Annotated in this window: 17 protein-coding genes; 6 read left to right on the forward strand and 11 right to left on the reverse strand. The window is 68.9% G+C overall.

The annotated features are described in order from the left end of the window. Positions 1-6: 6 nt before the first annotated feature. On the reverse strand, positions 7-984 hold the full coding sequence (locus AC3WLZ_RS14260; RefSeq protein WP_412925569.1) for an ABC transporter substrate-binding protein: 978 nt from the start codon (positions 982-984) through the stop codon (positions 7-9). Between the two features lie 240 nt (positions 985-1224). Here AC3WLZ_RS14260 and AC3WLZ_RS14265 point away from each other — a divergent pair, with 240 nt between their 5' ends. Continuing rightward, positions 1225-1785 (forward strand): flavin reductase family protein, encoded by a 561-nt coding sequence (locus tag AC3WLZ_RS14265; protein ID WP_412925570.1) that lies wholly within the window; start codon positions 1225-1227, stop codon positions 1783-1785. Between the two features lie 15 nt (positions 1786-1800). Here the strand turns inward: AC3WLZ_RS14265 and AC3WLZ_RS14270 are convergent, their stop codons facing one another. Next, on the reverse strand, positions 1801-2697 hold the full coding sequence (locus tag AC3WLZ_RS14270; RefSeq protein WP_412925571.1) for a DUF808 domain-containing protein: 897 nt from the start codon (positions 2695-2697) through the stop codon (positions 1801-1803). Between the two features lie 171 nt (positions 2698-2868). Between AC3WLZ_RS14270 and AC3WLZ_RS14275 the strand changes: the two genes are divergently transcribed. From AC3WLZ_RS14275 to AC3WLZ_RS14290, 4 genes are all read left to right on the forward strand, one after another. After that, positions 2869-3852, forward strand: a complete 984-nt coding sequence (locus tag AC3WLZ_RS14275) for a MauE/DoxX family redox-associated membrane protein (RefSeq protein ID WP_492470482.1) — start codon at positions 2869-2871, stop codon at positions 3850-3852. 80 nt (positions 3853-3932) lie between these two features. Then, complete coding sequence (locus AC3WLZ_RS14280) at positions 3933-4523, forward strand: molybdopterin-dependent oxidoreductase (protein WP_412925573.1); 591 nt, start codon at positions 3933-3935, stop codon at positions 4521-4523. Then, positions 4520-5260 carry an FAD-binding oxidoreductase gene (locus tag AC3WLZ_RS14285; RefSeq protein ID WP_412925574.1) on the forward strand — a complete coding sequence of 247 codons (741 nt, stop codon included), beginning with the start codon at positions 4520-4522 and terminating at the stop codon, positions 5258-5260. Before AC3WLZ_RS14280 ends, AC3WLZ_RS14285 begins: the two co-directional genes overlap by 4 nt. After that, positions 5260-5520, forward strand: coding sequence for a DUF6510 family protein (locus AC3WLZ_RS14290; RefSeq protein ID WP_412925575.1), 261 nt, complete (start codon positions 5260-5262; stop codon positions 5518-5520). The genes AC3WLZ_RS14285 and AC3WLZ_RS14290 overlap by 1 nt, the downstream gene beginning before the upstream one ends. Positions 5521-5582: 62 nt before the next feature. Here the strand turns inward: AC3WLZ_RS14290 and AC3WLZ_RS14295 are convergent, their stop codons facing one another. The 9 genes from AC3WLZ_RS14295 to AC3WLZ_RS14335 all read right to left on the reverse strand — a co-directional run bounded on the left by AC3WLZ_RS14295 (position 5583) and on the right by AC3WLZ_RS14335 (position 16159). Beyond that, positions 5583-7418, reverse strand: a complete 1836-nt coding sequence (locus AC3WLZ_RS14295) for a choice-of-anchor Q domain-containing protein (RefSeq protein WP_412925576.1) — start codon at positions 7416-7418, stop codon at positions 5583-5585. A 34-nt stretch (positions 7419-7452) separates the two neighbouring features. Next, a complete protein-coding gene (locus AC3WLZ_RS14300; protein ID WP_412925577.1) occupies positions 7453-8325 on the reverse strand; it encodes a ribokinase in 873 nt (290 codons plus the stop codon). Then, positions 8322-9164 carry a carbohydrate ABC transporter permease gene (locus tag AC3WLZ_RS14305; protein ID WP_412925578.1) on the reverse strand — a complete coding sequence of 281 codons (843 nt, stop codon included), beginning with the start codon at positions 9162-9164 and terminating at the stop codon, positions 8322-8324. The genes AC3WLZ_RS14300 and AC3WLZ_RS14305 overlap by 4 nt, the downstream gene beginning before the upstream one ends. Continuing rightward, complete coding sequence (locus tag AC3WLZ_RS14310) at positions 9161-10123, reverse strand: carbohydrate ABC transporter permease (protein WP_492470483.1); 963 nt, start codon at positions 10121-10123, stop codon at positions 9161-9163. The genes AC3WLZ_RS14305 and AC3WLZ_RS14310 overlap by 4 nt, the downstream gene beginning before the upstream one ends. Before the next feature lie 53 nt (positions 10124-10176). Then, a complete protein-coding gene (locus AC3WLZ_RS14315) occupies positions 10177-11526 on the reverse strand; it encodes an extracellular solute-binding protein (RefSeq protein ID WP_492470484.1) in 1350 nt (449 codons plus the stop codon). A 6-nt stretch (positions 11527-11532) separates the two neighbouring features. Then, positions 11533-12561 carry a nucleoside hydrolase gene (locus AC3WLZ_RS14320; RefSeq protein WP_492470485.1) on the reverse strand — a complete coding sequence of 343 codons (1029 nt, stop codon included), beginning with the start codon at positions 12559-12561 and terminating at the stop codon, positions 11533-11535. Next, a complete protein-coding gene (locus AC3WLZ_RS14325) occupies positions 12561-13883 on the reverse strand; it encodes an ADP-ribosylglycohydrolase family protein (RefSeq protein WP_412925582.1) in 1323 nt (440 codons plus the stop codon). The genes AC3WLZ_RS14320 and AC3WLZ_RS14325 overlap by 1 nt, the downstream gene beginning before the upstream one ends. Before the next feature lie 52 nt (positions 13884-13935). Next, positions 13936-14985, reverse strand: coding sequence for a LacI family DNA-binding transcriptional regulator (locus tag AC3WLZ_RS14330; protein ID WP_412925583.1), 1050 nt, complete (start codon positions 14983-14985; stop codon positions 13936-13938). A 337-nt stretch (positions 14986-15322) separates the two neighbouring features. After that, positions 15323-16159: an alpha/beta fold hydrolase gene (locus AC3WLZ_RS14335; protein ID WP_412925584.1), complete on the reverse strand. Its 837-nt coding sequence runs from the start codon at positions 16157-16159 to the stop codon at positions 15323-15325. Between the two features lie 315 nt (positions 16160-16474). On the opposite strand from AC3WLZ_RS14335, the gene AC3WLZ_RS14340 reads away from it, so the two are divergent. After that, the gene (locus AC3WLZ_RS14340) at positions 16475-17011 is read left to right on the forward strand and encodes a DsbA family protein (RefSeq protein WP_492470486.1); all 537 of its coding nucleotides are present in this window, start codon (positions 16475-16477) and stop codon (positions 17009-17011) included.

Genomic DNA, 17011 nt, shown 5'->3' on the forward strand with positions numbered 1-17011 from the left:
GGTGGATCAGTACTTGCGGTCGGGCAGAGCGGCCTTGGCCTGCTCCTGGTCGAACGCCTGGTCCTCGACGATGTACTGCTTGTCGACCGACTCGCCGGCGACGACCTTCTTCACGACCTCGGCGACCTTCTCACCGAGCAGCGGGTTGCACTCGACGATGTAGTTGAACTCGCCGTCGGCCAGGGCCGTCATGCCGTCCTTGACCGCGTCGATCGTCACGATCTTGATGTCCGTGCCGGGCGTGAGACCCGCGGCCTTGATCGCGTCGAGCGCGCCCAGGCCCATGTCATCGTTGTGGGCGAACAGCAGGTTGATCTGCGAGCCGTACTTCTGGAGGAAGCCCTCCATGACCGTCTTGCCCTCGGCGCGCGTGAAGTTGCCGGTCTGCGAGTCGAGCACCTTGATGTCGGTGCCCTTGATCGCGTCGTTGAAGCCGGTGGCGCGGTCGGTCGCGGCCGACGATCCCGTGGTGCCCTCCAGCACGACGAGGTTGGTCGGGGTCGTGCCGAAGTTGTCCGCCACCCACTTACCGGCGGTCTCGCCTTCCTTCTTGAAGTCGAGGCCGACCCAGCTGGCGTACAGGTCTTCGGAGGCCGACACCGTGCGGTCTTCGAGGATCACCGGGATGTTGGCATCCTTGGCTTCCTTGAGGACGTCGTCCCAGCCGTCGGTCACGATCGGGGCGAGGACGATGGCATCCACGCCCTGGTTGATGAAGCTGCGGACCGCGGCGATCTGCGCCTCGGGCTTGTTGTCGGCCGCGTTGAAGATCAGGTTGAACCCGTTCTCCGACGAGAACGCCGTCTTCATCGACTCGGTGTTGGCACTGCGCCAGCCGCTCTCCGACCCGGTCTGCGCGAAGCCGACGGTGATCACGTCGTCTCCACCGCCGCCGGCCGTGGTACCGCCGCCGGCACAGCCGGACGCGGTGAGAGCGATCGCGCCCACGAGCGCGAGTCCGGCGAGGGTCTTCTTCGCCTTCATGTTGAAACCTCCTCGTTTCGCCGGCTGCGTCGCCGGTTTCATGTGATGCAGCCCCCTCGGGCGGGCTGACTCCTGAATGTTAGCGCTCACACTGGCCGTGGTGTCAAGACGGAATTGCAACGAGAACGTCACGGAAGGGCGGATGTGAAGCCTCACAAAGACACGGCCGTCACTCCGATGATGTGTCGCCGCGTTTCGCGTACCGGTGCCGTACCCCCTGCCGGGCGTTACCGTCGAGGTATGACTTCCCTCCCGCAGGAGCGATCCGAGAGCACGCCGACCATCGGTACGTCCGTCACGGCGGACGACTTCAAGCGTGCGTTCCGCGGCCACCCCGGCGGCATCGCCGTGATCACCGCGTACGGCGAGCACGGTCCCGTCGCGCTCACCGCCTCGTCGGTGTCGTCGGTCTCGGCCGATCCGCCGCTGCTGATCTTCTCGGTGTCGAGCCTGTCGTCGGCGACCCCGACGATCGTGGCCGCGTCCACGATCGTGGTGCACCTGCTCGACGCGGAAGACATCGGCCTCGCCCGCGCCGGCGCCACGAGCGGCCTCGACCGCTTCGCCGACACGTCAGCCTGGTCGCGCCTGCCCACGGGCGAGCCGATCTACCACGGCGTGCGGGCGTGGCTGCGCTGCGCCGTCGTCAGCCGCATGGATGCCGGCGGCTCGACGGTCATCGCCGCCCAGGCCCTCCAGGTCAACGTCGAGCGCGACCTGGAGCCCGGCGAGCCGGGCGCCGCGCTGGTCTACCACAACCGCACGTGGCACCGCCTCGGCGAGCACTCTCGCCTGGACTGAGAAGACCGGCCCGCGTCAGTGCGCGGCGTCCGCCTTCTCACCACGGCGGAACACCCGGCCGAGACCGGTCACGACGCCGACGATGATCAGGCCCAGGACGAGACCGAAGACCGCCGAGATCGCGGTGTCGACGATCCACACGACCACGGGGCCGGTCGCCTCGATCGCGTGTTCGACGGCGTGGAGCAGATCGGACGGACCCGCCCACAGCGTCTCGCCGAGGTTCTGCACCACCAGGTGGCCGCCGACCCACAGCATGGCGACCGTGCCGACGACGCTGATCACTCGGAACACGGCGGGCATGGATGCCACCACCCGTGCTCCGAAGCGCCGGACGCCACGCGCCGGGCTCTTCATGAAGCGCAGTCCGATGTCGTCGATCTTCACGAGGAGCGCGACGGCGCCGTAGACGACGACCGTCATGGCCAGCCCGATGATGAGCAGCGCGCCGAGCGTCATCCAGATGCCGAAATCGGGGTCGAGGCTGGACAACGCGATCAGCATGATCTCGGTGCTGAGGATCAGGTCGGTGCGCACGGCACCGAGGACCAGCTTGCGCTCGTCGCGCGGGCCGTCCTCGTCCTCGTGTCCGTGCGCGACACCGAACCACTCGAGCACCTTTTCGGCGCCCTCGAAGCACAGGAATCCCCCGCCGATGATGAGCAGGAACGGCAGCACCCACGGCGCGAAGGCCGTCAGCAGCAGCGCGATCGGGATGATGATGACGTACTTGTTGACGATGCTGCCGAGCGCGATCTTCCAGACGACCGGCAGCTCGCGCGCCGGGGTGATCCCCTGCACGTATTGCGGCGTCACGGCCGCGTCGTCGATGACGACACCCGCCGTCTTGGCGCTGGCCTTGAGGGCGGCGCTGAGGATGTCGTCGACGACAGCGAGCAGACCGACAGACATGAGCGATTCTCCCTGTGTGGACGGCTGCCGCGGAAGACGCGCGCAGTGACGGAGTCGTCACAGCGACCCTAGCGGCCCCGGCGTCGACGGGCGCACGGGGCGGCTTCACCCCGGCACGACGGGACGTGCGCGCCCCCGCCCGTCCGGGTGGTCCGCGGGACCCTGGGGGTTATGCTCGCCGCCTCCCTCCTTCCCGCCCTGATCGTCGCCGCCGTCCTGCTCCTCAGCGGTATCGGGAAGCTCCTCGATCTCGACGCGGCCCCGTCGACCTTGCGGGCGCTGCGGCTCACGGGGCTGCCTCCGCGTGCCGTCGTGGGCACCGTGGCGTCGGCCGAGATCGTCGTGGCGGCAGGGGTGCTGCTGGGCGCCGGGCTCGTCGCCGTCGTCGCGGCGACCGCGTCGGTCACGCTGGCGCTCCTCTTCCTCTCCGTCGGAGTGCGCGCGCAGGCGCACGCCTCGACCGACGAGTGCGGGTGCTTCGGGCCGCTGGCATCCACTCGCGTGGGTCCCGCCATGACGGCACGGAACGCGGCGATCACCGTTCTCGCCGTGCTGGGGCTCATCGGCGCCGTCGGCGACCTGCGTGCGCCCGCACTCGCCGTCCGTCTCCTGCTGTCGCCCGGCCCCGCGGTCGTGGTGGCCATCGCCGCCGCCGCCCTCGCCGTCATCGGCGCGACGCTGCGCACCCCGGGGCCCACAATCGAGATTCCCGCGAGCGACGTGCGCGATGCCGCACTCATCACGCCGGACGGCGCGGTCGTCGTCCCCCGTCAACGCGCGTTGCGGGGTCGGGCGCAGCTGCTGCTGTTCGTCCGGCGCGGGTGCAGCTCGTGCGAGAACATCATCGACCGAGTGCGGTGGGACCGGGAGTTGCTCGAGACCCTGGTCGACGTGCGGCTCATCGTGGCCGTGGGCGACGACTCCGCCGTGAGCACGGCGGGCGAGGGGCTGCACGCGGATCCGTCCGGAGAGTTCGCCGTCGCTCTCGGCATCCCCGCCGACCGTCCGGCGGGTGTGCTGCTGACCACGGCGGGCGAGCTGCTGCGGCCGATCGCGCTCGGGGGCGAGGACACCGCCTCCCTCGTCGACACGGTGCTCGCGGCGGCGGCCGACGCCCGCGGGCCCCGTACCGACGGCGCCGCGTCGTCGAATTGATCCGACAATCGTCCCTGTCGCGTCCCCGGCGACCTGGCTAGGGTGAAACTCGTCCACTCCCGGGAGGAAAAGAGGCATCCATGTCGTTCATCACTCGAGGGTTCTCCGGGCGCCGCGCCGAGCGCGATCCACGCCTTCCTCCGGGCCAGACCCTGGTGGGCGACTGGCCGGTCCTGTCGGCCGGACCCACTCCCGAGATCGACGCGGACGACTGGGAGTTCGTCGTCCGCACCGAGAACGGCGAGCACCGGTGGAACACCGCCCAGCTGCAGGCGCTCGGGATGGAGGACATCACCGTCGACATCCACTGCGTCACGCACTGGACCAAGCTCGACATGCCGTGGCGCGGCGTCTCGCTCGACCGCATCTTCGACGAGGTCGAGACGGCGCACGACTTCGTCATGGCGCACTCGTACGGCGGTTACACCACCAACGTGCCGCTCGAGGACCTCCTGGACGGGAAGAGCTGGATCGCGTTCGAGGCCGACGGCGAACCGCTCACGCCCGAGCACGGCGGACCCGCGCGGCTCCTCGTTCCGCACCTGTACTTCTGGAAGAGCGCGAAGTGGGTGCGCGGCCTCGTCACGATGCCCGACGACGACCCCGGCTTCTGGGAGCAGAACGGCTACCACCTGCACGGAGACCCGTGGCAGGAGGAGCGGTACTGGTGACACACCGCCCGACCGCCTGGCACACCGCGACGGTCGCCGTGATCCGGGCCGAGACGCCCAGCGCGCAGCGGATCGAGCTCGACATCCCGACCTGGCCGGGCAACGACGCCGGCGCGCACCTCGACCTGCGACTCACGGCTCCCGACGGCTACCAGGCCTCGCGGTCGTATTCGATCGCGTCGTCGGGCGACGGCACGCGCGTCGTGCTCGCGGTCGACGAGGTCCCGGACGGCGAGGTCTCGCCGTTCCTCGTGCACGACCTGAGAGTCGGCGACGAGATCGAGGTGCACGGTCCCCTCGGGGCGTTCTTCATCTGGACGCCGCCCACCGAATCGTCGCCGCGTCCCGTGCAGCTGATCGCGGGCGGCTCGGGCGTGGTCCCGTTGTACGCCATGGCGCAGGCGCACGGCAGCGCCGCGGATACGAGCGAGTTCCGTCTTCTGTACTCGGTGCGCACCCCCGCTGACGTGTTCTTCGCCGACGAGATCGCCGCGCTGGCAGCGTCGGGCGCCGTCGACGTCGACCTCGTGTACACGCGCACCGCCCCGCCCGAGGCATCCGTTCCCCCCGGCCGACTCACGGCCGAGCGGCTGCGCGACGCGGTCGTGCCGGCCGAGCGCGCTCCGCGGGTCTACGTGTGCGGCCCGACGCCGTTCGTCGAGGCGGTCTCGCAGTGGCTCCTGGAAGCCGGGCACCGGCCCGGCGACATCCGCACCGAGCGATTCGGAGGCTCGTGATGGACGTTCTCGACGGCAACGCGCTGGCCGGCCGGCTGGCCGACCTCCTGGGGTGGGATGCCACGGACTCCCTGATCCGTTGTCGATCGTGCGGGACCGACGCCGCCCTCGCCGTGGCCGCGGCGTACATCAGCCCCATGGGTGTGGTCGCCCGATGCCGATCGTGCGACGCGGTCCTCCTGACGATCGTGGATGCCGTCGGCGGACGCTCCTGGTTCGGGATGCCGGGCATCGACGCCCTCGAGGTGCGGCGGGCGTAGAACGTCGAGGTCGGGCCGCCGGCGAAGATACTCACGGCAGCGACCCGACCGGACGTGCGCGGCTACAGCTGCTGCAGCCAGACGTCGTCGATCTGTTCCCAGGTCCCGCCGCCCGCGCCGTACAGGCCCGCGTGGAGTCGGATCGACGTCTGTGACCCGGTCGTGAAGCTGACGACGTATCGGGTGTAGTCCGCGGCCCGGCCGTGCCGGATCTCTCCGATGACGGCATCCGTCGTGGTCTTGGCGCCGATCCACGCGTTGTTCACGCCCGTCGAGCTGCGCACCCACACGGTGAGCCGGTAGGTGGTGTTCGGCGTGACCGGAACCGTCTGTCGAAGCGCTCCCCAGGCAGTCCCCGACGTCGCGATCCAACCGTTGTCGAGCCCGGAGTGTGCCTTACCGGCGTTGACGTCGACGCCGTAGGTGAGGCCGCCGCCGTCGCTCCACCAGGGCGTCGTGGTCGCGGAGATCGCCGTCTGCGTCTCGAACCCGCCGTCGCTGACGAGGTTGGTTCCCAGGCCGGATGGCGACGTCTGCAGTTCATGGGCCCCGATGTCGGTGCCGAGACCGACATTCCTCGGATTCCCGGCCAGATCCGTCGTCGACGACGCGGCCGTTCCGTTGTCGACCGCCGGGCTCGTCTGCACCGGCCGGTAGTCGCGGGCAGAGGCGTTCACGTATGCCGGAGCGGCGATGATGTCCCCGGCGCCGAGGGCGTAGCTGAGCTTCACGGACGGCGCGAACAGGTTGTGGTCGTGCGGGAAGTTGAAGAAGCTGAACTTTCCGGACGTCTGGAAGATGTTGTTCCGGATCGTGGCCCAGCCCGCGCTCGGCGACGGCCCGGTGACGCGGTAGTAGTACTGGTCGAACAACGTCGCGCTGTCGGAGGACCGGATGACCGTGTTGTTCTCCACGACGTAGCCGCTCGGCGTGGTGGTGGTGTCCCACGCGATGAACTGCTGGTAGTCGTCGCTGACGTTCTCGCTGACGGTCACGTTCGCCGTGGACGTCTCGGTCACCTCGAGGAAGCCCTGCGACCCGCGCGAGTAGTTGTGGTGGATCGTGACGTCGTCCTTCGTGTACAGGAAGCCCTCGATTTCGACCGCGCCCCCGTCGGCACCGTAGGGGCTGTCCGTGGAACGGCAGTTCAGGAAGTCGTTGTACGCCAGCTCCACTCCGCTGTTGTTGACCGAGACCCCTATCGCGCCGTAGGAGGTTTGAATACCCGAGTCCGGACCGCGGTAGGCGATCCGAAGATTCTGGAACGTGTTGTGCAGCACCTTCGAGTCGGCGCCGTAGGTCTTCACCCCGACGCCGACGTCGGTGAAGGTGCTGTCCTGCACGAGCACCCCCGTGCCGTTGCCGGTGACGGCGACCGCGCCGCTCCGCTCGTACTTGGGGCCCGTGATGCCCGCCCCGTCAGCGTTGTCGAATACGGCGCCGTTGGAGAACGCGATGTCCTTCACGGCGACATAGGGGGCGTCGACGAGCAGCATGTTCCAGCCGCCCGGATTGGTCAGGACGGGCTGTGCGCCAGTGCCGTATGCGGTGACGGTCACGGGATTCGTGCTCGTTCCCCCACCGGAGATCGTCGCCGACCCGGTGAACGTATCTCCGCGTTCGAACGCCACGACGTCACCCGGCGAGAAGACGTGGGAGGTGACCTTGGCGAGAGTCCGCCACGCGGAGGCGGGCGACGTGCCCGCACTGCCGTCATTGCCTGACGTGGCGTCGAGGTAGTAGACGGTTCCGCCGGCCCCGGCGGCGGGGTTCCCGGAGTTGGACGGGCGGGCCCCGGTCGCGGGCGAGAGCGGATCAGCGTTCGCCGGTGACGCGACGCCTGCCACCAGCAGGGCGAGGGTGGCCGCGCCGACGGCGACAGCTCGGATGACTTTCATGTCTGCTCCTTTGCAGAGGGAGGGCCGGCAGTGTTCAGCGCTCGGATCGCGCCAGCTGAACGGTCCGAGAAGCGGCATCCACCGCCCGCGCGGTGGCCTGGTGGAGCGAGTCCCCGAGAGCGAGTCGTCCGGCGAGCACGCCGGCGAACGCGTCCCCGGCACCCGTCGTATCGACGGCGGTGACGGCCGGGGCCGGGAGGAGATCGACGGCGTCGTCGATGGCCACGAAAGCCCCCCGCGGTCCGTCCGTGACCACGACCGAGCGGGAGCCGACGGAGAGGGCACGGGCGAGGTCCGGTGCGCTCCTCTCGCGAAGGCCGGTGAGGAGCTCCGCTTCGTGTCGGTTGACGATCAGCGGGTGCGCGAGCGCGAGCACCCGTCGATCGAAATCACCCATCGGACTGGGGTTGAGAAGGAAACGCGCGTCTCGGGACTCGCACCACTCAGCCGCCCGATGCACCGCCTCCGGCGGAACCTCGAGCTGGCAGAGGACGACGGCCGGGCGCAGGAGGTCGAGCGCGGCGAAGACGTGATCGCCCGTCAGATCCGCGTTGGCCAAGGGAACGACGATGATGCTGTTCTCACCGTCCGGCGTGAGGGTGATGAAGGCATGTCCCGTCGGGTGCGACGACGTGCTCACGGCATCCAGGGACACTCCCGCACGGGTGAGCGTCGCACGCGCCGCGGTTCCCGCGGCATCCGTTCCCACCGAAGCGACCAGCGCCGTGTCGACCTCCCGCGCCGCCGCGAGGGCTTGGTTGGCGCCCTTTCCCCCGACGGCCTCGACCACGTCGCGACCCGCGACGGTCTCGCCCGCGCCCGCACGCCTGTCAGCGGTCACCACGACGTCGAGGTTCACCGATCCGACGACCGCGACGCGTGCGGCTCGGCCGGAAGCGGCGCTCACTCCTTGCTCCCGGTGCTCGACACGGAGGTGACGAAGAAGCGCTGCAGGCCGAGCAGGATCGCTGCGGGGATCACCGCGAGGATCGCCGTCTCGGCGAACACCCGACCGTAGTCGCTCGAGAACGCACCGAACGATTTCGCGATCGCGACGGGCGCCAGATCCATGGCCTGCGTCGAGGTGATCAGGATCGGCCAGAGGTAGGCCTGCCACTGGAACAGGAAGAGGATCAGCCCAGCACCGATGAGAGCGGGCCTGGTGAGCGGGAGGTAGATCGACCAGTAGATGCGGAACCACCCGGCTCCATCGAGGTGAGCGGCCTCGGACAGGGAGAGCGGGATGCCGAGGAAGAACTGCCGCAACGTGAACACGGCGAGACCGTTGCCCAGGCCCGGGAGGATCAGCGCGACGAGCGTGTTCGCGAGCCCCCAGTCCGAGATGATGCGCGAGAGCGGGATGGCGATGGCCTCGAAAGGGATCAGGAAGCTGAGGACGACCACCGTGAAGACCGCGCCCCGGCCGCGGAACGGGATCACCGCGAGGGCGAAAGCCGCGGCGGAACTGACGACGAGCCCCACGACGACGGTTGCCGCGGCGACGGCCAGGCTGTTGCCCAGCGCGGAGAGGAAACCGCTGTCGATCGCGGAACGGAGGTTGTCCAGCGTCCAGTCCTGCGGCCACAGGACGTGCCAGCTCAGCGGTGAGCTCGAGGCGAACGTCTCCGTCGCCGACCGGAAGGTGCTCGCGAGCAGCCAGAGCACCGGCGCGAGGAAGGCGAGCGAGATGACGACGGCGAGGGCCGTGAGGATGGCGCGCGACAGGAGGCGGGGGCGGGCGTTCATTCTTCGTTCGCTCCGTTTCCGAGCAGGCGGAACTGGATCGCCACGATGACGATCATCAGGACGAGGAGGACGACGAGCTGCGCGGAAGCCTGGTACGGGTCGCTGAGTTCGAAGCTGCGGTGGAAGATGTCGTACATCAGGAAGTTGCTCCGGCCTTCCGGACCCCCTCCGGTGAGGATCTGCACCGGTGCGAACAGCACGAAGTTCGAGACCGTGTCGGCGACGAGGACGAACAGCAGCGGACGCCGGAGCATCGGCAGAGTGACCGAGAAGAAGGTCCGCAGGGGGCCGGCACCGTCCAGGCGCGCCGCCTCGTAGTACACCGGCGGGATGTCGTTGAGGCCGGCGATCAGGAACATCATCCAGTAGCCGATACCGATCCAACTGGCCAGCACGATGATGGAGATCATCACCTGGTCCGGGCTGGTGAACCACGGCTGCGCGGGCACCCCGAACAGCTGCAGGAAGCCATTGACCGGCCCGTCCGGGCGCAGTGCGATGCCCCAGACGATGGTGCTTCCCGCGAGCGGCACCGCCGCTGGCAGGAAGATGAGCGTGCGCCACAGACCTCGGCCGGGGAGGTTCTGGGTCAGAAGGACCGCGAGGAGCAAGGCGAGGACGATCTGCAGAGGATTGACGATGACGTTGAAGACCAGCGTCTGCAGGACGCTGTTCCAGAACGCGGGGCTGGCGAACATCTTCGCGAAGAGGTCCAGCCCGACGAACTGCGGCTCGGCGAGACTGCCCGGCAGACCGCTGCGCGTTGCATTGACCACCGCGAGCACCGTCGGCCAGATGCGCAGCAGAACGATGAGGACGATGGTCGGGATGAGAAACGCCGCCGCGGCGAGAACGTCGCGGCGCGCGCTTCCTCGACGTCTGCCGCGCGCGCGGGCGGGCGCGGGCGCGGAGACCGTGACCGGATCCGCGCGATCGAGCCGGTGTGTTGTCGAAGTCATGGTGTCTCCCTGAGCGCCGGTACCGGGGCGAACCCCGGTACCGGCGGGTGGTCTTACTGGCGGTACTTCGACCAGGCGTCGTCGAGTTGCGTCGACGCCGATGCGAGGGCCGTCTTGGCATCCGTGCCGTTGATGATGTCGTCGAAGGTCTTCGTCATGACGTCTTCGAACTCGACGTACCCCACGGTCTGGAGTCGGAGCGTGGCGGTGTCGGCCAACTCGCTCTTCATGAGGTCGATCACCCCCGCGAACCGCGGGTCCGTGAAGGCCTCGGAGTCGTAGAACTTCGCCGAACCGACGAGGTTCGACGGAGGGACCGCCAGTGCCGACAGGTATTGCGCGTAGCCCCCGTCGTCGATCCCCATGAACTTCATGAAGATCGCGCTCGCGTTGGCCTTGTCCGGGGTCGTCTGCGGGTTCATCCCCAGCGCCCAGCCACCGGTCGGCGTCGCCGCGTCGCCGCCTTCGAACGCAGGGAACGGTGCGATGCCGAAATCGAGGCCCTGCTCGGCGACGAACTGCGTTCCCCACCACGGACCGCCGACGTAGTAGGCGACCTTGCCCGCGGCGAAGAGACTGGGCGTGTCGGCGACCGAGACCCCTCGAGGAGACAGCCCGTCCGCGAAGAGGGACCCGTACCAGCTGAACGCCTTCTCCCAGCCGTCGTTCGTCACATCCGGCGTCAGATTGCCGTCGCCCGTTCCTCCGGGGCCTCCCCCGGCGCTCTCGGCGAGAGGCTGAAGCTGGTAATACCGGTCGATCTGGTCGAACAGCAGCCCGTACTGCGCACCGGCGCCCTGCGCCTTCTTCGCATCCGCCGTGATCTGCTCCCACGTCTCACGGTCGGCCGGAGCCGCTCCGGGGGCGGCGATGCCCGCGGCCGAGAGAAGGGACTTGTTGTAGTACATGATGTTCGTCGACGTCTGATAGGGCATCGTCACGAGCTTCCCGTCCACCGTCGCCGCCTGCAGACTGCCGGGATCCACCGCGGAGGCGAGGTCGGGGAAGGTGCCCGTCATGTCGGTCAGCCACCCGCGCGCCGCATAGGCGGCGGTGCGCGGCATGTCCACGTCGAACACGTCGATGGCATCCGACGACGATGTCAGCCGTGCCGCCAGGACGCTGTTGAAGTCGTCGAAGGGAACTGCCTCGTAAGTGACGGTGATGTTCGGGTGCTGCTCGTGGAACGCGTCGAGGACGGGCTGGATCTGCTTGGCGTCGTAGGCGGCGCCGGCATAGGTGATGGTGATGGGCTGGGTCGGGTCGGTGAGGTCCGTCGGCGCGACACCGTCGATGGTTCCGGAACCGCCGGAGCCGCCGCTGCACGCCGTGAGGGCGGCCAGAGCCAGCGCGGTTCCGGTGCCGGCCGCAAGCCAGCGGGTCACGCCATTGTGAAATCGCATGTCGGGTTACTCCTTCTGCTGTGGGTGTTCGGTGCCCGGTTCGGGCGCGGGGGTGAGGTCGATGCGGGAGAGGAAGAGTCGGCGGAAGGCGTCGACGTCGGTGTCGATCGCCACGGTCGCATTCGGGATGCCGGGCACGGTCAGTGACAGTCCTCGATCCGCGACCACGAGCCCACGGGCGAGCTCGCTGACCAGTTCCACCTGGACATGAGCGCTGTCCCAGTCGCAGATGCGAGGGTCGAGATGGGCGGCGATCACGAGGGGATCGTGGAGGAAGCAGCCGACGGCGTGCTCGGGCCGCTTCGGGAACGCGAGCGCCAAGTAGTCGATCCAGGCGTTCGTGCACTCGCCGACCCACCGTGAGAACGGATCGGGGGATGCCAGCATCCGTTCGGCGTCCGCGCGGGTGAGCAGGACCTTGGAGGTCTGGTCCAGACCGACCATCGTGATGCGTCCGCCGCTGCGGAGGACGGCGTCCAGGGCTTCGGGGTCGACGTACGCGTTGAAGTCGCCGACCACGGTGATGTTCTGGGCGTAGGTCGTCGCGCTGCCGGCCATCAGGACGAATTCCCGGACGTTCGACGCGAATGCCGGCGACCTCTCGATGGCAAGGGCGAGATTGGTCATGGGGCCGATCGCGAGGATCGTGATCTCACCGGGGAATCGCTCGACCTGCTCGATCATCCAGTCCGCCGCGTCGATGTCGACGTTCGGCCCGCGCAGCTGCCCCGTGGTCGCGGCGAGAGCGTGTCCGGGTACGGCGTCGAAAAGAGCGCGCACGCAAGCCATGTCCCGCGTCAACGGGGCATCAGCACCCGCCACGACGGGGAGCTCGGGGACGCCAAGACGATCGACCAGGTTCCTCGCCACGTGCACCCCCGTCGCGAGGGTCACGTTGCCGTTGACGATGGTCAAGCCGAGGACGTCCAGGTCGGGGTCGCGCAGGGCGAAAGCGATCGCCAGGCCGTCGTCGATGTCGCTGCCGGGTTCACCGAGCCCGGGGTCCGTGTCGATGATGACCTTGCGCCGCGTCATCACCGCACCACCTTCGACGGGGCTGCGACGGCGATCCGCGCGACGGCCACGGTGCGCGCGGCGAGTTCGTCGATCGTGATGCGGTCGAAGTCCCGGATGCTGCTGCGCACGCGATGGTGCGTGGAGCCGACGAGCTCGGCGGGGACCGCGTCGTCGCCGTGCAGGGCACCGTAGACGCTCCCCGTCGTCGCGGCGGAGGAGTCCGTGTCGCGTCCGGCCGCGATGGTCAGGGCGACGGACTCGGTGAACCCGTCTCCCCACAGGAGTCCGGCGGCGATCCCGGCGGCGTTGTGGATGGTGTGCACCCAGTTGTAGTGACCGAGTTCGCGGTCGATCCAGTCGAGCGCATCGACGGCGCTCGCGCCTCCGCGGTGGACTTCGAGGATGCCATCGAGCGCCGCGGCGAGGCGGGAGCGGTCCGGGACGAAGCGCCGGGCGATGGTGAGCGCCTCCTCGGCACTCTCCGTCGAGAACGCCGCGGCCACGAGGGCGGCGGCCCAGGTCTCGCCGTAGATGCCGTTCTTCACGTGGGTGAGCCGCGCGTCGGTGAGGGCCATGCGCGCGGCGGAAGCGGGATCGCCGGGGTGGGCGTATCCGAAGATGTCGGCGCGGATCAGCGCTCCGATCCATTCGCGATACGGATTGTCGACGACGGCGGTCTCCGGAGCGTGGAGGCCGTGGACGAGGTTGCGGTAGGCCGCGCGCTCAGCCGTGAACGTCTGGGTGAACGGGATACGGTCCAGCCATTCGGTGGCGATGTCCGCCGTGGTCAGGTCGCGACCGTACCGCTCGAGCAGGTGCAGTCCGAGGATCGTCCAGTCGATGTCGTCGTCCCGGGGGACATCGGTGAACCGCCCTGCCGCGGAATCGGGAGCGGATTCGTGAAGGTGGGACACCCCGGCGGGGAGCGGATCGAGGAGCGCGACGTAGCCGGTCTGCGGCCACTGCCCCGCGGCGCGCAGGTAGGCCTCCACCTCGGCGCGGGAGAGCCCCTCGATGGGCTTTCCCAGCGTGTTGCCGACCGTCCGCCCGAGCCACGCGCCGCGCACCCGTCGCGGCAGGTCGTCCGGGTCGACCGGGCGGGGCTCGACCCCCTCGCCCAGCAGGGCGAGCGTCGCCGTGTCGCTGGGCTCGACGTAGGGCCAGTCGGCGCGCAGCGGGGCGGCGGCGAGGCGTCCGCGGATGCGAGCGAGCTCGTCTTCATCGGATGCCGCGGCGGCGACGCGCGCTCGGGACTCGAGGTCGCCGATCAGGTATCCGGAGTGAGCGAGCTGCTCCGCCTCGTCGGGAACGAGGTCGCGAGGGTCGAGCGCAGAGTGCACGGAGGCTTCTTCCTTGATGAGGGGGCGGGGACGTCGGTCGGCGAGGAGGCCGTCACGCCGATTCGCGGGTCTGGAGCGTGTGCTGGACCAGCACGTGCCGGTGGGTCGTCGTCATGCCCTCCGCGATGCGGTGGAGGAGGAGCTCCCCCGCCGCGCGGCCGATCTCTTCGGCCGGAATCCGGACCGTCGTCAGCGCGGGGCGCACCAGGGCGGCGGCCTCGATGTCGTCGACGCCGATGATCGCGACGTCTTCCGGAACGGCCAATCCCTGCCGCTGAGCGGCATCCAGCGCGCCGATCGCCATCATGTCGTTCCCGCAGAACACCGCGGTCGGCCGATCAGGTCGACTCATGAGCCGCGTCATCGCGTCGAATCCGCTCTCGCGTGTCCATTCCCCGTGCTCGACCATGTCCGCAGCCACGGGCAGGTCGAGGTCGTGCATCGCTCGCCGGTACCCGAGGTGCCGAGGCTTGCCGGGGGTGTGGCCCAGTGGTCCCGTGATGGTCGCGATGCGACGGTGGCCCAGGAGGTGCAGGTGCATCACGGCATCCGCCGCGATCCGCTCGTCGTCCGCCGTCACCCAGTCGATCGGGAGCGTGGACGCGCCGGCGCCGACGGCGACCACCGGGATACCGGCCTCACGCAGACGAGCGATGTCGTCGTCGACATCGCTCACGGCGATGACGACGCCGTCCGCCCGCCGCTGAATCGCGTCGGTGACGAAGGCCTGGGTGAGTGCGCCCTCCCCCGCGCCGGCGTCGAAGAGCATCACCACCTGGTTCTGGCTGGACACCGCGGACTGCAGACCCCGCGCCAGCGACGGGTAGAACGGGTTGGTGATGTCCTGGGCGATCAGCGCGATGGTGTTGCTCCGGTTGCGATTGAGAGCCTGGGCGAAGAAGTTCGGGCTGAAGCCGAGTTCGTCCATGACCTTCTCGACGCGGCGGCGGGTCTCCGCGGAGACCGGCCGGTTTCCGGAGAGCACGTGCGAAACGGTCGTCTTGCTGACACCCGCCGCAGCGGCGACCGCCTGGATCGTCACCGCCGGAGTCGACTCCGGTCGAGCATCGACACCACCCAAACCGGTTTTACGATCACTCATCGATACGCTCCGTCGCGAAGAGATTTGGTATGACACTGCAGCGCAAACTGTTTGCAAACTAGTTTGCGTACTGGCACACTAGCGCGAAGCTCGGCGAGCGTCAACGCCGCGTCGCCCGTCGCCTCCCCCGCATCGGTCTGTGCGCGCGAAGAACCGGCGAACCGCTCATGTGGCGACGCCGCCGACGTCGTTCTACATCCACTACGGCAGCTAGCGCCCGGACGGCGAGGGGGCCGCACGCGGTGCCGAACGATCGGGCGTCCTCCGTCGAAGAGACACAGAAAACGGCGCACCCCGGGGTCACCGGGATGCGCCGTTTCTTCGCGCCGAAGGGGTTTCAGGCGCGGATGAACTCGAGGATGTCGGGGTTGATGACATCCGCGTGCGTCGTCAGCATGCCGTGCGGGTAGCCCTCGTAGATCTTGAGGGTGGAGTCGCTGAGGAGCTCGTGCTGCTTGAGGGAGGCGTCCTTGTAGGGCACCACCTGGTCGTCATCGCCCTGCAGAACCAGGACGGGGACGGAGATGGCCTTGAGGTCCTCCGTCTGGTCGGTCTCGGAGAACGCCGCGATGCCGAGGTAGTGCGCCTGCGCGCTGCCGGTCATGCCCTGACGCCACCAGTTGGCGATGACCGGCTCGGAGACCTTCGCGCCTTCCCGGTTGAAGCCGTAGAACGGGCCGGCGGCGACGACCTGGTAGAACTCGGCACGGTTGGCCGCGAGCGCGCTGCGGAAGCCGTCGAACACCGAGATGGGCGTGCCCTCCGGGTTGTCGTCGGTCTGAACCATGAGCGGCGGGACCGACGAGACGAGAACGGCCTTGGCGACGCGACCCTGAGGCTCCCCGTACTGGGCGACGTACCGCGCGACCTGGCCGCCACCGGTCGAGTGTCCGATGTGGACGGCGTTCCACAGGTCGAGGTGCTCGACCACGGCGTTCGCGTCGCTGGCGTAGTGGTCCATGTCGTGCCCGGTGCTGATCTGCGACGAGCGTCCGTGACCGCGGCGGTCGCTGGCGATGACACGGAAGCCGTTGTTCAGGAAGAACAGCATCTGGGCGTCCCAGTCGTCCGAGGACAGCGGCCAGCCGTGGTGGAACATGATGGGCTGGGCATCGCGCGGGCCCCAGTCCTTGTAGTAGATTTCCGCGCCATCTTCCGTCGTCACAAAGGGCATGGTCGACCTCCAGGGTTATGTGATCCCGAGTTCTTCTCGGGACGGCTATCGGGCGTTCCCTGCTGCGGATCGAGCGGGAGCGGTCTCACGGTAACCGCCGCCCTCGACCACACCGCTCCTACTTTTGTTCAGACTCTTCCCCAGCGTCTCGGGACGCCGAGCCGGGTGCGGCCGCGCGTTCCCTCGGCGCTTCCGACATCTGTCCTGTGGCCGGCCGCGCGGCGACGGCTAGCGTCTGGGCCAGCAGACGAGCTACGCACGCCCTCGACGCCCTGCAATCGCCGCCCGCCCCCGCCCCGTGAGATCGGACCCGTCATGTCGCACCTTCGCATCCCCGTCTCCGACCAGGACCACAGCGTTGGTCCGACCGACGCGCCGCTGACCCTCGTCGAATACGGCGACTACCAATGCCCCTACTGCGGCGAGGCTTTCCCCGTCGTCAAGGATCTCCTGCAGCAGTACGACGGCACGATCCGCTTCGTGTTCCGCAACTTCCCCCTCCCCGAGATCCACGCCGAGGCCGTGGACGCCGCCTTCGTCGCCGAATTCGCGGCGGAGCACGGCCAGTTCTGGCAGGCGCACGACCTGCTCTACGAAAACCAGACGCGCCTCGGCCCCCAGCTGTACAAGAGCATCTGCGAGTCACTGGGCCTGCGCGTCGCGGACCTCGAGAAGGCCGCCGCCGCGGACACGTACACCGCTCGGATCCGGGCCGATGAAGACGGCGGCATCCGCAGCGGGGTGAACGGCACGCCGACGTTCTTCCTCAACGGCGCCATCGTCCAGGCCGGGACCGCCGGACTCGCGGACGCGATCCGATCCGCGCTCGCGCACGGGAAGCCCGGGTCCTGA

Source organism: Microbacterium sp. FW305-3-2-15-F-LB2, assembly GCF_058787255.1.

Coding starts and splice junctions, on each gene's coding strand:
- AC3WLZ_RS14260 (WP_412925569.1), bottom strand. CDS start 984: ATGAAGGCGAAGAAGACCCTCGCCGGACTCGCGCTCGTGGGCGCGATC.
- AC3WLZ_RS14265 (WP_412925570.1), top strand. CDS start 1,225: ATGACTTCCCTCCCGCAGGAGCGATCCGAGAGCACGCCGACCATCGGT.
- AC3WLZ_RS14270 (WP_412925571.1), bottom strand. CDS start 2,697: ATGTCTGTCGGTCTGCTCGCTGTCGTCGACGACATCCTCAGCGCCGCC.
- AC3WLZ_RS14275 (WP_492470482.1), top strand. CDS start 2,869: ATGCTCGCCGCCTCCCTCCTTCCCGCCCTGATCGTCGCCGCCGTCCTG.
- AC3WLZ_RS14280 (WP_412925573.1), top strand. CDS start 3,933: ATGTCGTTCATCACTCGAGGGTTCTCCGGGCGCCGCGCCGAGCGCGAT.
- AC3WLZ_RS14290 (WP_412925575.1), top strand. CDS start 5,260: ATGGACGTTCTCGACGGCAACGCGCTGGCCGGCCGGCTGGCCGACCTC.
- AC3WLZ_RS14295 (WP_412925576.1), bottom strand. CDS start 7,418: ATGAAAGTCATCCGAGCTGTCGCCGTCGGCGCGGCCACCCTCGCCCTG.
- AC3WLZ_RS14305 (WP_412925578.1), bottom strand. CDS start 9,164: ATGAACGCCCGCCCCCGCCTCCTGTCGCGCGCCATCCTCACGGCCCTC.
- AC3WLZ_RS14310 (WP_492470483.1), bottom strand. CDS start 10,123: ATGACTTCGACAACACACCGGCTCGATCGCGCGGATCCGGTCACGGTC.
- AC3WLZ_RS14315 (WP_492470484.1), bottom strand. CDS start 11,526: ATGCGATTTCACAATGGCGTGACCCGCTGGCTTGCGGCCGGCACCGGA.
- AC3WLZ_RS14320 (WP_492470485.1), bottom strand. CDS start 12,561: ATGACGCGGCGCAAGGTCATCATCGACACGGACCCCGGGCTCGGTGAA.
- AC3WLZ_RS14330 (WP_412925583.1), bottom strand. CDS start 14,985: ATGAGTGATCGTAAAACCGGTTTGGGTGGTGTCGATGCTCGACCGGAG.
- AC3WLZ_RS14335 (WP_412925584.1), bottom strand. CDS start 16,159: ATGCCCTTTGTGACGACGGAAGATGGCGCGGAAATCTACTACAAGGAC.
- AC3WLZ_RS14340 (WP_492470486.1), top strand. CDS start 16,475: ATGTCGCACCTTCGCATCCCCGTCTCCGACCAGGACCACAGCGTTGGT.